At 60.3% G+C, this 14,107-nt stretch carries 10 protein-coding genes; 8 read left to right on the top strand and 2 right to left on the bottom strand.

The features are described from left to right. The first annotated feature begins 104 nt into the window (after nt 1-104). The 7 genes from cpdA to ACMXYH_RS03545 all read left to right on the top strand — a co-directional run bounded on the left by cpdA (nt 105) and on the right by ACMXYH_RS03545 (nt 8,378). A complete protein-coding gene (gene cpdA, locus ACMXYH_RS03515; protein WP_415766318.1) occupies nt 105-920 on the top strand; it encodes a 3',5'-cyclic-AMP phosphodiesterase in 816 nt (271 codons plus the stop codon). A 214-nt stretch (nt 921-1,134) separates the two neighbouring features. Further along, nucleotides 1,135-1,743 (top strand): YqiA/YcfP family alpha/beta fold hydrolase, encoded by a 609-nt coding sequence (locus tag ACMXYH_RS03520; protein ID WP_415766319.1) that lies wholly within the window; start codon nt 1,135-1,137, stop codon nt 1,741-1,743. A 55-nt stretch (nt 1,744-1,798) separates the two neighbouring features. Next, nucleotides 1,799-3,703 carry a DNA topoisomerase IV subunit B gene (parE, locus tag ACMXYH_RS03525; RefSeq protein WP_046045699.1) on the top strand — a complete coding sequence of 635 codons (1,905 nt, stop codon included), beginning with the start codon at nt 1,799-1,801 and terminating at the stop codon, nt 3,701-3,703. Beyond that, complete coding sequence (locus tag ACMXYH_RS03530) at nt 3,703-4,692, top strand: esterase-like activity of phytase family protein (RefSeq protein ID WP_415766320.1); 990 nt, start codon at nt 3,703-3,705, stop codon at nt 4,690-4,692. Before parE ends, ACMXYH_RS03530 begins: the two co-directional genes overlap by 1 nt. After that, a complete protein-coding gene (locus tag ACMXYH_RS03535) occupies nt 4,689-5,213 on the top strand; it encodes a retropepsin-like aspartic protease family protein (RefSeq protein WP_129439024.1) in 525 nt (174 codons plus the stop codon). Before ACMXYH_RS03530 ends, ACMXYH_RS03535 begins: the two co-directional genes overlap by 4 nt. A 7-nt stretch (nt 5,214-5,220) precedes the next feature. Next, on the top strand, nt 5,221-7,488 hold the full coding sequence (parC, locus tag ACMXYH_RS03540) for a DNA topoisomerase IV subunit A (RefSeq protein ID WP_129439022.1): 2,268 nt from the start codon (nt 5,221-5,223) through the stop codon (nt 7,486-7,488). Nucleotides 7,489-7,664: 176 nt separating this feature from the next. After that, entirely contained in the window at nt 7,665-8,378 is a 714-nt protein-coding gene (locus tag ACMXYH_RS03545) for a PqiC family protein (protein ID WP_134419795.1), read from the top strand. A 946-nt stretch (nt 8,379-9,324) separates the two neighbouring features. Here ACMXYH_RS03545 and ACMXYH_RS03550 read toward each other — a convergent pair. Further along, a complete protein-coding gene (locus tag ACMXYH_RS03550; RefSeq protein WP_129439014.1) occupies nt 9,325-10,857 on the bottom strand; it encodes an AhpA/YtjB family protein in 1,533 nt (510 codons plus the stop codon). 135 nt (nt 10,858-10,992) lie between these two features. Between ACMXYH_RS03550 and serB the strand changes: the two genes are divergently transcribed. Then, on the top strand, nt 10,993-12,207 hold the full coding sequence (serB, locus tag ACMXYH_RS03555; protein WP_129439012.1) for a phosphoserine phosphatase SerB: 1,215 nt from the start codon (nt 10,993-10,995) through the stop codon (nt 12,205-12,207). 99 nt (nt 12,208-12,306) lie between these two features. On the opposite strand, the gene ACMXYH_RS03560 is transcribed toward serB, so the two are convergent. After that, nucleotides 12,307-14,085 carry a molecular chaperone gene (locus ACMXYH_RS03560; protein WP_415766321.1) on the bottom strand — a complete coding sequence of 593 codons (1,779 nt, stop codon included), beginning with the start codon at nt 14,083-14,085 and terminating at the stop codon, nt 12,307-12,309. Nucleotides 14,086-14,107: the final 22 nt, after the last annotated feature.

The raw sequence follows: 14,107 nt of genomic DNA on the forward strand, positions 1-14,107 counted from the left end.
CGCTAGGTGTGAACTGCGTCAGGTTCACAGGTTTCCCCTTTTGATCGTCCCCCAGCATAATTGCGGCACTCATCCATCCCGTGATTCAGCCCTGGGAGAACGCCTTGCCAAGCGTATCCATTTTGACCACCGCCGACTCGGCGTTGCTGGTGCAACTTTCCGACAGTCATCTGTTTGCCGAGACGGACGGGACGTTGTTGGGCATGAATACCCGGGACAGCCTGCAAAAAGTCATCGAGCTGGTGCGGCTTCAGCAGCCGCAGATCGACCTGATTATTGCCAGTGGCGATCTTTCTCAGGACGGGACGCTGGAGTCCTATCAGCAGTTTCGCGACCTGACGCGACAGCTCGATGCGCCGGCGCGCTGGATTCCCGGTAATCATGATGAGCCGCGGATCATGGCGGAGGCTGCCGTGCAGAGCGCGTTGCTGGAGCCGGTGGTGGATGTCGGTAACTGGCGCGTCACATTGCTCGATTCGGCCGTCCCGGGTTCGGTGCCGGGGTATTTGCAAGATGAGCAGCTACAGTTGCTGGCCCGTTCGTTGAGTGAGGCGCCGGAGCGCCATCATCTGGTGTGCTTTCATCATCATCCAGTGTCTATCGGGTGTGCGTGGATGGAGCCCATTGGATTGCGCAATCCAGACGCTTTGTTTGCCGTGCTGGATCGGTTTCCGCAGGTGCGCGCTGTTTTGTGGGGGCATGTGCATCAAGAGATCGACCAGGTTCGCAAGGGTGTGCGGCTGATTGCCTCGCCTTCGACGTGTATTCAGTTCGAGCCGGGCAGTGATGATTTCAAGGTGAGTGACGAAGCCCCTGGGTACCGCTGGTTGCGGCTTTTGCCGGATGGCCGGCTGGAAACCGGCGTGGAACGCGTCACGGGATTCGACTTTGAGGTCGATTACGGCTCCAACGGCTACTGATCACTCAGAAAGACCGAAGTGCGGCCTTCGCGAGCAAGCCCGCTCCCACAGGAGATCTGCAGCGTACATAAGATTTGTGAGCACCCGAGATCCAATGTGGGAGCGGGCTTGCTCGCGAAGGCGTCAGTGCAGGCGCCTTGAATTCCGAGGATATCCCCGATCCACTCGACTCCCTGTAAACTGCGCCTCTTTACCCGACGCACAGGGAGCTCAAATGTCCGGTTCGATCCTATATATCCACGGTTTCAACAGCGCGCCTGCCTCCAAAAAGGCCTGTCAGTTGATCAATGTGATGGAGCGGCTGGGCTTGAGCGATCAGTTGCGCGTCCCGGCCTTGCATCACCATCCGCGTGAGGCCATCGGTCAGCTAAACAAGGCGATTGAGGAGCTTGGGCGGCCACTGCTGGTCGGCAGCTCACTCGGCGGCTACTATGCGACTCACTTGGCCGAGCGCCATGGCCTCAAGGCCCTGTTGATCAACCCTGCCGTCAGCCCGCACCGGATGTTCGACGGGTATCTGGGGACGCAGAAAAACCTGTATACCGATGAGGCCTGGGAGTTGACCCACGACCACGTGACGGCCCTGGCCGAGCTGGAAGTGCCGGCGCCCCAGGACCCGCAGCTGTATCAGGTGTGGTTGCAGACCGGCGACGAAACGCTGGACTATCGCCTCGCCCAGCAGTACTACCGGGCCTGTGCCTTGCGCATCCAGGCCGGCGGCGACCATAGTTTCCAGGGTTTTGCCGAGCAATTGCCGGCAATGCTGAGTTTTGCCGGCATCGGCGCAGATTTGTATCAGGCGATTGATTTCACTGCACTGTGAGTCCTCGCCCCTATTTTCAATGAATACTCTTTTTACAGGCGGACGACGAGACCCCATGGCCACTCCCAGCGCTAGCTCTTATAACGCAGACGCCATCGAAGTCCTCTCGGGCCTCGACCCGGTGCGCAAACGCCCCGGCATGTACACCGACACCAGTCGGCCGAACCACCTCGCCCAGGAAGTCATCGACAACAGCGTCGACGAAGCCTTGGCTGGGCACGCGACCTCGGTGCAGGTCATCCTGCACGCCGATCACTCCCTGGAAGTCAGCGATGACGGCCGCGGCATGCCGGTGGATATCCACGCCGAAGAAGGCGTGTCGGGCGTCGAGCTGATCCTCACCAAGCTCCACGCGGGCGGCAAGTTTTCCAACAAGAACTACCAGTTCTCCGGCGGTCTGCACGGGGTGGGTATTTCCGTGGTCAACGCCTTGTCGAACGAAGTCCGGGTGCGCGTCAAGCGTGACGGCAACGAATACCAGATGACCTTCGCCGACGGTTACAAGAAAACCGAGCTGGAAATCATTGGTACCGTCGGCAAGCGCAACACGGGTACCAGCGTATTCTTCGCGCCGGACCCGAAATACTTCGATTCGCCGAAATTCTCCATCAGCCGACTCAAGCACGTGCTCAAGGCCAAGGCCGTTCTGTGCCCGGGGCTGCTGGTCAGTTTTGAAGACAAGGCCACCGGCGAGAAAGTCGAATGGCATTACGAAGACGGCCTGCGCTCCTACCTGGTGGACGCGGTCAACGGATTCGAACGCCTGCCGGACGAGCCGTTCTGCGGCAGCCTGGCCGGTAACAAAGAAGCGGTCGATTGGGCCCTGCTGTGGTTGCCGGAAGGTGGCGACAGCGTGCAGGAAAGCTACGTCAACCTGATCCCGACGGCGCAGGGCGGTACCCACGTCAACGGTCTGCGTCAGGGCTTGCTCGATGCCATGCGCGAATTCTGCGAATTCCGCAGCCTGCTGCCACGCGGCGTGAAGCTGGCACCGGAAGACGTCTGGGAACGCATCGCTTTCGTGCTGTCGATGAAGATGCAAGAGCCGCAATTCTCCGGCCAGACCAAAGAGCGTCTGTCATCCCGTGAAGCGGCCGCGTTCGTTTCCGGTGTAGTCAAGGACGCGTTCAGCCTGTGGCTCAACGCCAACCCCGAAACCGGCATGCTGCTGGCGGAACTGGCGATCAACAACGCCGGCCGTCGCCTCAAGGCCAGCAAAAAGGTCGAGCGCAAACGCATCACCGCCGGGCCGGCACTGCCGGGCAAACTCGCCGACTGCGCCGGGCAGGACCCGATGCGTTCCGAGCTGTTCCTGGTGGAAGGTGATTCCGCCGGTGGTTCGGCCAAGCAGGCGCGGGATAAAGAATTTCAAGCGATCCTGCCGTTGCGCGGCAAGATTCTGAACACTTGGGAAGTCGACGGCAGCGAAGTGCTGGCCAGCCAGGAAGTGCACAACATCGCCGTGGCCATCGGTGTCGATCCGGGCTCGGCGGACATCGCTCAGTTGCGTTACGGCAAGATCTGCATCCTCGCCGACGCCGACTCCGACGGTCTGCACATCGCCACGTTGCTGTGCGCGTTGTTCGTCCAGCATTTCCGCCCGTTGGTGGATGCCGGTCACGTCTACGTCGCGATGCCGCCGTTGTACCGTATCGACCTGGGTAAAGAGATTTACTACGCCCTGGACGAAGCCGAACGCGATGGCATCCTCGATCGTCTGGTGGCCGAGAAGAAACGCGGCAAGCCGCAGGTCACACGATTCAAAGGTCTGGGTGAAATGAACCCGCCGCAGCTGCGCGAAACCACCATGGACCCGAACACTCGGCGTCTGGTGCAACTGACGCTGGACGATTTCGAAGCGACCTCGGAAATGATGGACATGCTGCTGGCGAAGAAACGCGCCGGTGACCGCAAATCCTGGCTGGAATCCAAAGGCAACCTGGCCGAGGTTCTTGGCTGATGCGGGTTGGCTTCGCCCTGGCGTGTGCGTTACTTCTGACCTCGGTTTCGGTGTTTGCCGAACCGGTGCCGGAACTGCGCCTGTTGTCCGAGCATCCCGTTGACGGTATGCGCGGCGGCAACCTGTCCGGGCTGGCCCAGTGTGGCAAGGATATGTGGACGGTGTCGGATCGCGACGACGATCAGATTTACCGGCTCGATACCCGCGACAAGGTATGGCAAGCCGAAACCGTGGGCATCGGCGTACCACCGGTGCCAGACAGCGGTTTGCCCTGGGGCTTGCGTTCGCGAACCTGGGTGGCGTCGTTTGTTCGTGGCGGGGATCTGGATTTTGAAGGCATCACCTGCGACAGCGCCGGTAATCGCTACATCGTCAGCGAATCCCATGCTGCGATTCTGCAAGTGCCACCCGTTGGGCCATCGTCATGGCTGAAGATCTCGCCGATTCTGATTCGCGAAGCCCGGGCCAGCGGCATGCTGCTGCACTTCAATGCGTTGTTCGAGGGCTTGGCGATCAATCCGGCGGGTGATCAATTGTGGCTCGCCGCCGAGCGTCAAAGTCGTGGATTGTTGCTGATCAAACGCAAACAAACGGTATGGGATTGCGATGGTGGCTGTGTGTTGCTGAGCGAAGCCGGGAAAGAAATGCAGCCGGCGCAGTTTCCCCGAGCCAAAGCAGTGTCCCGAGACTTTGCCGACCTGTCGCTGTTCAACGGCAAGCTGTTTACCCTTGAGCGCAACGCTTACCAGATCTGCCGCCGTGATTCGGTGACGGCCAAGGTCGAGCGCTGCTGGTCGTTTGCCAATGAAGCCTTGCAGGCGCATCGCCGCTATTCAAATCCTTACGGCCTGACCGAAGCATTGATTGTTGACGCCGAAGGCGCGTGGATTGGCACCGACAACAACAACGATGCCCGCGCCGATGGCGAGGAACGTCCGATCGTCTGGCGCTTTGCCGCGCCTGAAGGCGGCTGGAGCGCCAAGCCGTGAGCCAGCAAACGCCGGGAAAACGCGCCGGTCGGGTATTTATGGTGCTGGCCTGGTGCGCGGCGCTGTTTCTGGCGACGCGGTTTTTCGGTCAGTGGGAGGCGCGTCAGCAGAACCCCAACACTGTCGTCAGCTCTGAGCAGGGCGAAGGTTTTATCGAAGTGAAACTGGCCAGCAACACACAGGGTCACTTCGTCGCCAGCGGCCAGATCAACGGCCAGCCAGTGGATTTCATGCTCGATACCGGGGCGACCGACGTGTCGATCCCGGCGGAAATGGCCGAACGGCTAAAGCTGGAAAAAGGCTTCGGGGTGACCCTGAGCACGGCCAACGGTCGCACCCAGGGTTACCGAACCCGCATCGACCGGCTGCAACTGGGTGACATTGTGCTGCGTGATGTGCGCGCCCTCGTCGTGCCAGGCCTGGATGGCCATCAAGTGCTGCTCGGAATGAGCGCGCTGAACAAACTTGAATTTACCCAGCGCGGTGGCACCATGCTGCTGCGCCAGACAACGAACCGATGAGGCCCGCATGAGCGACTCCCTTGATCTCAGCCTGGACGGTGTAGAACGCCGGTCACTGGCTGACTTCACCGAAAATGCCTACCTCAACTACTCCATGTACGTGATCATGGACCGTGCCTTGCCGCATATCGGCGACGGCCTGAAACCGGTACAGCGGCGCATTATCTATGCGATGAGCGAGTTGGGGCTGGACGCCGATTCCAAGCACAAGAAATCGGCGCGTACCGTCGGTGACGTGCTCGGTAAATTCCACCCGCACGGCGACTCGGCCTGCTACGAAGCCATGGTCCTGATGGCCCAGCCGTTCAGCTACCGCTACACGCTGGTCGACGGCCAGGGTAACTGGGGTGCGCCGGATGATCCCAAGTCTTTCGCCGCGATGCGTTACACCGAAGCGCGGCTGTCGCGTTATTCCGAAGTGCTGCTCAGCGAACTGGGCCAGGGCACCGCGGACTGGGGGCCGAACTTCGACGGTACGCTCGACGAGCCGCTGGTGTTGCCGGCGCGTTTGCCGAACATCCTGCTCAACGGCACCACCGGCATCGCCGTGGGCATGGCCACCGACGTGCCGCCGCACAACCTGCGCGAAGTCGCGACAGCGTGCGTGCGTTTGCTCGATGAACCGAAAGCCACGGTCGAACAGCTCTGCGAACACATCCAGGGCCCGGATTACCCGACCGAAGCGGAAATCATCACACCGCGCGCCGACCTGCTGAAAATCTACGAAACCGGCAAGGGCTCGGTGCGCATGCGCGCCGTCTACCACATCGAAGACGGCGACATCATTGTCACCGCGCTGCCGCATCAGGTCTCCGGCGCCAAGGTGCTGGAGCAGATCGCGGCCATGATGCAGGCCAAACCGTCCAAAGCCCCGCAGATCGCTGACCTGCGAGACGAATCCGACCACGAAAACCCGTGCCGGATCGTGATCATTCCGGGCGCACGCAAAAACTTTGACCACGATGCGTTAATGACACACCTGTTCGCCAGCACCGAGCTGGAGTCGAGCTACCGGGTCAACATCAACATCATCGGCCTCGACGGCAAGCCGCAGCTGAAAAATCTGCGTGCGCTACTGGTGGAATGGCTTGAGTTCCGCGTCAACACCGTGCGTCGTCGACTGCAATTCCGCCTCGACAAGGTCGAGCGTCGCCTGCACCTGTTGGACGGTTTGTTGATTGCCTACCTCAACCTGGATGAAGTGATTCACATCATCCGCACCGAGGAACACCCGAAAGCCGCGCTGATCGAGCGTTTCGCCCTGAGCGAAATCCAGGCCGACTACATCCTCGACACCCGTTTGCGTCAGTTGGCGCGACTGGAAGAAATGAAGCTGCGTGCCGAGCAGGATGAACTGCTCAAGGAACAGGCCAAGCTGCAAGCCCTGCTGGGCAGCGAAACCAAGCTGAAAAAACTGGTCCGCACCGAGCTGATCAAGGATGCCGAAACCTACGGCGACGACCGCCGCTCGCCAATCGTCGAGCGCTCCGAAGCCAAGGCCTTGACCGAGCACGATCTGCTGCCGAATGAGAAAGTGACCGTCGTCCTGTCGGAAAAAGGCTGGGTTCGTTCTGCCAAGGGGCACGAAATCGACGCCACCGGGCTTTCCTACAAGGCCGGGGATGGTTTCAAGGCCTTGGCGCCTGGCCGCTCCAACCAGTTTGCGGTGTTCATCGATTCCACCGGTCGCAGCTATTCGGTGGCCGCGCACACGCTGCCGTCGGCCCGTGGCCAGGGCGAACCGCTGACCGGCCGTCTGACGCCGCCACCAGGGGCGAGCTTTGAATGTGTGCTGATGCCGGAAGACGATTCGCTGTACGTGATCGCGTCCGACGCCGGTTACGGTTTCGTGGTCAAGGGTGAAGACCTGCAGGCCAAGAACAAGGCGGGCAAGGCGCTGTTGAGCCTGCCGAACAACGCCAAGGTGATTCTGCCGCGCCCAGTGGCTGATCGTGAGCAAAACTGGCTGGCCTCGGTGACCACCGAAGGTCGCCTGCTGATCTTCAAGATCAGCGATCTGCCACAATTAGGTAAGGGCAAAGGCAACAAGATCATCGGGATCTCCGGTGAGCGTGTCGCCAGTCGCGAAGAATATGTCACGGACATCGCCGTATTGCCGGATGGTGCCACGTTGGTGCTTCAGGCCGGAAAACGTACCTTGTCACTGAAAGCAGACGACCTCGAACACTACAAAGGTGAGCGTGGACGTCGTGGTAACAAATTGCCACGTGGCTTTCAGAGGGTAGATGCGCTGCTCGTCGAAAACCTCAATTAAGCGTCCTAGAGCGCTCGATCTACGATTTAACGCGTAGATCGACGCTTTGCCGCTGGAGTCGGAACGCATATTCACGGATGATATGGCCTTTCAAGCGCCGGCGTGGCCGAGCGTTCTTCATATTTATTGAGTATTTTCACTGTGGTTAGCCTTGTGGCAACCACCTGGATGGGACGATGACTGCTCTGCGCCTTCCTTTTATTTTGATGCTCGCTGGCGTTCTTGGCCTGGCGGGTTGCAGCGTTCACCAACCGGTGTCGCTGTATCAGCTGGACAGCGGAAGTCCGGCTCAGCCTGCGCAAAGCGCGGGCATGGCTGTATTACTGGGCCCGGTAACAGTCGCTGATTACCTGCAGCGCGAAACGTTGTTGCAGCGACAGCCGGATGGCAGCCTGCAAGCGTCGGTTGATGGTCGTTGGGCGGGTAGCCTGTCGTCGGATATCGATCAGTTGCTGCTGCGTCAGGTCGCCGGTCATCTGAACAGCCAGCGCGTGGTGCTGGCGCCAGCGACAGTGGGCTTCACGCCGGATGTGCAGGTTCTTCTGACGATTACTCGCCTGGACTCGGGTGAGGCGCAACCGGCGATCCTTGATGCGCAATGGCGTCTGATCGACCGTCGTGGCCAGGTTCGTGATAACCGCATCATTCACCTGCAGGAACAGCATGCCGGTGGCACGGCGGCTCAGGTTCAGGCTCAGGGTGTATTGCTGCAGCGTCTGGCCGAGCAGCTTTCGGTGGCCCTCAAGCCGCTGGCTAATCAGCCGCCGATTGCCGAAGCGCCAAAAAAACCGGCTACCAAGCCTGTGGCACCGGCAGCCGAGCAAGAGAAACAGCCGAAGATCCCGATGGCGTCGCCGATCCGGACCGATATGGAAGTGTTCCGGTTCTAAGCCTGGATTGATCCAAGAACAAAGCCCGCCATGTGCGTAATGCTGCTCACTTAAGGTTGGGGTACATATCCGTTTCTGCGGTCACGGCGGCCTAGGGTTCCGCCCTTACGGCGGGTCACTTGGAAATACGGAATGCCGCCCAACCCCAAGTAACCAAGGGCTCTTGCCCCTTTCGTTCGGTGCCTCGCTTAGGCTCGGCATGCCCGCGCTCCGGTCCTGCTCCGTGGGCCCGCCGCCATCGGCCATCCATGGCCGGGGGCGGCTAACCCGGCATCCATGCCGGGTTGCCCACTGCGCAGAACCTCCACTCGGCCTCTCGAGGGGGCGTGCACCGCAAACGCCAAAGCGAGGCGGTCTACCGGCCGGCCTGACTCCAAGTGAACGCATTTCCCTGTAGGAGCTGTCGAGCGAAGCGAGGCTGCGATCTTTTGATCTTGCTGTTGCCGTTGCTGTTGCTTTGCTTTGGCTTCAGATCTGCCGCCCCTTTTCCAGAGGCCGAACGCAGGCGTTGCGCAGGGGGCTACCTCGGCATGGATGCCGAGGTAGCCGCCCCCGGCCATGGATGGCCGATGGCACCGAATGGCGGGGCAAGAGCCCTTGGTTACTTGGGGTTGGGCGGCATTCCGTATTTCCAAGTGACTCGCTGTAAAAGCGAAACCGCCAGCAGCCGCTACCGCAGAAATGGATATGTACCCCATCCCATCCCAAACTTTTCTTAAGTGAACAGCATTGCGCCATGTGCGGGCTTTGTTGTTTCTGCAGGTTGGAAATCTCCGTTGCCTGTCCTGACCCCTTCGCGAGCAAGCCCGCTCCCACATTCGATTGAGTTCCTTCAGAGGGAATGCGATTAAATGTGGGAGCGGGCTTGCTCGCGAAGGCGTCGGGACAGGCAACAAAAAGCCCGCAGACGATTACTCGTCTGCGGGCTTTTTCATAGCGGGGCTATTTACGCCCGACGCTCATGCATCCGCGCCAGTTGCCGCTCAAGCATCGACGGATAAGGCTCCATCAGTCGCTCTACGCAACAAGCGCCTTCCGGGCTTGCGATCGGTCGGATTCGTGCGCGCTGGCGGATCAGCGCGTCGTCACCGATCTTGCGCTCCACCAGCAGCAGGTTACGGCTGTGTTGCGACAGCGCCAGCGCATCCTGAGCCGTTTCGGTCAGCAGCAGGTCAATCTGGCTTAGACCGAACAGCTCATCACCCAGCGTCAGGCCCAACTGCAACTGCAGGGTGATGCCGCTGTCCGCAACTTCGATCTGCAACTGATGGCCCAGAGCCCGCAACAACTCACCGCAGCAGATGGCGTTGGTCAGGTAGTCGTCGCCGCTGTCTTCGGTGTGGAACAGCATCAGCGTGCTGCCATCGTTCAGGGTATGCAGTTCGCTCTGGTAGAGCGAAGCCGCCTGATCAAGGCAATCGCGATAGCGTTTCAGCAATTCTTCCAGGCGGGTGCGAGGCAGACGACGCAGCTGATCCTGGGCGCCCAGTTGCACGGCCAGGACGGCGCTGTGCTGTGGCACATTCGAGATCACCGGTTTTGCTACCGGTTTAGGCGCAACGTCGGCCGATTCATCGCGCAAGTCGGCAAACGCATCATCGTCATCGTCGTCTTCAACGGTGCTGACACTGCGCCGCGGCGCAGGCTTGAGGCCGGCCACAGGTTTGCTTTCATCGAAGCTCGGATCCCGCAGGTTGCGCACTTCGAAGCTCGGCTCGTTGTCGTCGGCGTCTTCGTAGTCGCTTTCGTCGTATTCAGGCTCGGGAGCGGGTTCCGGTTCAGCCGGCTCTGGCGCGAAGTCGGCGTGCAGCTGGCGAGCCAGATCGCCGATCTCATCCTGACGCTCGGTGGCCGGGGTGTATTCGTCGATATGGCGCAGCCACACACGCAATTGCAGCAGCGGCGTGGAGATGTGCCGACCCAGTCGCAGGCTCAAGGCCAGGGACAGCGCCAGCAGAATCGCGCTCAAAATGCCCATGCTTTGCAGGCTGATGGTCATCGGCTGCTGGAACTGATCCATGTCCAGGCTGATGCGCAGTTGCCCGGCAGTCACATCCTGGAAAGTGATCTTGCTCTGGTACATGCCTTCGGCTTCGCCCAGCAGGCTATGCTTGGGGCGCTGACCGGCTTCGGCGAGGATGCGGTTATCCACGCTGTAGATGGCAGCATGAGCCACCAGCTTGTTTTTGGTCAGGTTGTTGAGCAGCACGTTGAGGCTGAGGATGTCGTTGGACACCAACAGCTCCGTGGCGGACGTGGCAGTCTGGGTGGTCAGGCTTTCGCCCAGGGCATCCGCCTGCTCGTGCATGGCCTGCTTGAACTGCAAACCCATCACACAGGCATAGATCACCAGGGCCAGAGCGACCAGGATCACGTTATGGCTGGCGATGCGTAATGCAATCGGTACACGGCGGTGGCGCAGTGCACGGAAGATCAGCAGAAAGAAGTTATCGGTTTTTACTGGCGTGGGCCGGTTCACTTGAGCTCGGCTCTTTTGTCCGTGAAGTTGACGCGCAGTATAGCGACAGGCCCTAGACCGTCAAAGCGCTCACGGTGCCCGATGGTCACTGAAAGTGGGTAGAATGCGGTTTTTTTCCACCTGCGGGGGTGCGCCTTGCGCGAAATCGTCCTGATAAACATCACGGGAGTCGACCGTCCGGGTCTGACTGCGGCCATTACCGGCGTTCTGGCCCAGGGTGGTGTGAACATTCTCGACATTGGTCAGGCGGTGATCCACGACACGTTGTCGTTCGGCATCCTGGTTGAAATTCCTGACACCGAGCAAGGCAAGTCGGTGCTCAAGGACATCCTGTTCACGGCTTACAAGCTCGATCAGCAGGTGCGTTTCACGCCGGTGTCCGAAGAGGATTACCAGCAGTGGGTCGGCAATCAGGGCAAGAAACGCCACATCGTGACCCTGCTGACTCGCAAAGTGACCGCCGGGCAATTGCAGGCCGTGAGTTCGATCACCGCCAAATATGGCTTGAACATCGACCACATCGATCGTCTGTCCGGGCGCATGCCGCTGGACACCCCGGCCGATCAGGGCAAGGGCTGCATCGAGTTTTCCGTTCGTGGCGAAGCGGCTGATCCACAAGCGCTGCGGGCCGAATTCCTCAGCGTCGCGCAAGAGCTGAACGTCGACATCGCCTTCCAGGAAGATTCGCTGTTCCGTCGTAACCGCCGTCTGGCGGTGTTCGACATGGACTCGACGCTGATCGAAGCCGAAGTCATCGACGAACTGGCCAAGGCTGCCGGCGTGGGCGATCAGGTGTCTGCGATCACCGAGCGGGCGATGGCCGGCGAATTGGACTTCCGCGCCAGTTTCAAGGAACGCCTGGCCTTGTTGAAAGGGCTGGATGTCAGCGTACTGGATTCCATCGGCGCCTCCCTGCGTCTGACCGAAGGTGCCGAAACCCTGTTCGCCGAACTCAAGCGTCTGGGCTACAAGACCGCAATTCTGTCGGGCGGCTTTACCTACTTCGCCAAGCAATTGCAGACCAAGTTGGGTATCGACTATGTGTTCGCCAACGAACTGGAAGTGGTCGACGGCAAGGTCACCGGTGTTGCGGTCGAGCCGATTGTCGATGCGCAACGCAAGGCGGATCTGCTGAAGGAACTGGCGCACAAGGAAGGTTTGCGTCTGGAGCAGACCATTGCGGTCGGCGACGGCGCCAACGATTTGCCAATGCTGGCCATTGCCGGGTTGGGCGTGGCGTTCCGTGCCAAGCCGCTGGTGAAACAGTCGGCGAAACAGGCGATTTCCACCCTTGGGCTGGATGGTGTGCTGTATTTGCTGGGCTTCCGGGATCGTGACGGGCAGCTCTAAGAAAGATCAAAAGATCGCAGCCTTCGGCAGCTCAAAGGAATATGCGTTTCCCTGTAGGAGCTGCCGCAGGCTGCGATCTTTTGCTTTGTGGCCCCCCGATTAAAGCGTTTTCCACAACGAATCAAAATCCTCCTCAGCGCCGCTCACCGCGGCGTTGTCGTTTTTGGCTACCTCCAGTGGACGGTAGGCGAACTGATTAAAGCTGTTGGTGCTCGCCACCCGCCGTTCCAGCCCGACCCGGCGTTCCTCGCCGTGGGTATTGATCATGACCTTGTTGCCCTCCTGAAAGGGCAGGCGCGGTGCGAGTAGAGTGGCCGGCGCGTCGATGGCGCTGATTTGCGGCAGCAACAGACCGCGAAGGTATTGGCTGTGGTCATCACGGGTGCGCACCAATTGCAGGCCGCAAGGCTCGGCGCAGGGCGCTACCTGCTCGACGCCCATCTGCGTGCCACCGCCGCGCACCTGGCGGATCCAGCGCACCACCGCGATGCTCCAACCCTGACCGGCAGAATCCTCGATACCGACCATCTCACCTGCCTGTAACTCGGCGGGCACTGCGCCGGGCCAGGCCAGGCAGTAACCGCCGGGGCTGTGATTGACCACTGACAGGACATGGGTCGGGAAGTGCTGATTGCGGTCGGATGCTTCGTGGCTGTCGTCATTCTGAAGCTGCGGGTATTCGATCTCTTCGTAGGGCAATAGAGCGTCTGGATTGCCTTGCGGAGCGGCGTCGAAGGCCTGGTGCCATTGGTCCTTTTCCCGGCCGGTCACTGACGTTACTGAAAATTGTGCAGGCCGGGCTCCGTGGTTTTTCAGGATGTCGCTGAATGAGCGTTGCCCGCCCAGATAAAAGTGCAGCGCGCTCATGCCTATGCACAGGGTCAATGTGCCTTGGCCGACGGTGCGCTGGAAACTGCGCTCGGCAGTCTGGCCCCAGGCGGCATGAAGGTGTTGCAACGTATCCAGGCTTAACCCTGCCGGCACGGGCAGTGGCGATGAACTGTCGTTTTTTTGCAAATGAGCTTCAATCGCCGCGACCAACGGCTGTGGATCAATCCCCAATAAGCTCTCTTGCTGCTCGGCCCGGAACTTGGTGCGGTAACGCGGTCCGGTGTCGAGGTCTGGCACGACGGCGAACAGTCCGGTGGCCGGTTTGTCGGGTTGCAGCTTGATCCATTGGCTCCAGGGCTCCAGCACCTCGGCCACCCGGGCAATCTGGTTCTGGCGCAGTTGGTTGCAGCGTGAGGCGCCCAACAGCAGGGCAACCACGTAAGTCTGTTCGATGCTCAGGTTTTGCGTCTGGCTGGCCAGCTCATCGCGCAGGCTCGTGTGCTGGAGACGGTGCGCGCAGGCGATCCGATAGAGCTGATGCAGTTCCAGCCAAAGGCCTTCCGGCACCGGGCAATAGAGTTTGGTCGCGCGAATCAGCGGCCCGTTCAGGCAATGGATCGCCCGTTGCAGCGCCTGGTTCAGCAGCGGCGCACGGTCCTTGCTGAACTTCGGTGTGATGCGCACGACGATCTGTTTATAACCAATGGCCAAATGACTTTGCAGCGCCTGACAGAGGTTGGCGATCTTGCGGGAACGCTCGTCGAGGACAATCGACTGATGCAGGAAATGCTGCTCAAGGTGTTTGCAGACGTAATACACCTCGGGCCGCAGCAGTTCGAGCAATTGCAGGCGATTGTCGCTGGGCGTGAGCAGCTGGTTGAGTTCGCTCAAGCCTTGATACAGCTGGCGAGCGGTTTCGCCGATGTTGGCTTTGGGCAGATTGGCGATCCAGCGCTTGAGATCACGCGGGGTGGCTTCACAGAACGACAGGCGCAACTGTGTCGGGATCGGGGCGCGTAGCAGGAGGTGGAGGCTGGTCTCATTCATGCCGTGGAAAAACTCCAACCGG

This window comes from Pseudomonas frigoris (genome assembly GCF_047758635.1).
Classification (GTDB): Bacteria; Pseudomonadota; Gammaproteobacteria; order Pseudomonadales; family Pseudomonadaceae; genus Aquipseudomonas; species Aquipseudomonas frigoris.

Excerpts from the sequence above, each read along its gene's own strand:
- ACMXYH_RS03520 (WP_415766319.1), top strand. The coding sequence starts at position 1,135 with ATGTCCGGTTCGATCCTATATATCCACGGTTTCAACAGCGCGCCTGCC.
- ACMXYH_RS03560 (WP_415766321.1), bottom strand. The coding sequence starts at position 14,085 with ATGAATGAGACCAGCCTCCACCTCCTGCTACGCGCCCCGATCCCGACA.
- ACMXYH_RS03545 (WP_134419795.1), top strand. The coding sequence starts at position 7,665 with ATGACTGCTCTGCGCCTTCCTTTTATTTTGATGCTCGCTGGCGTTCTT.
- parE (WP_046045699.1), top strand. The coding sequence starts at position 1,799 with ATGGCCACTCCCAGCGCTAGCTCTTATAACGCAGACGCCATCGAAGTC.
- parC (WP_129439022.1), top strand. The coding sequence starts at position 5,221 with ATGAGCGACTCCCTTGATCTCAGCCTGGACGGTGTAGAACGCCGGTCA.
- ACMXYH_RS03530 (WP_415766320.1), top strand. The coding sequence starts at position 3,703 with ATGCGGGTTGGCTTCGCCCTGGCGTGTGCGTTACTTCTGACCTCGGTT.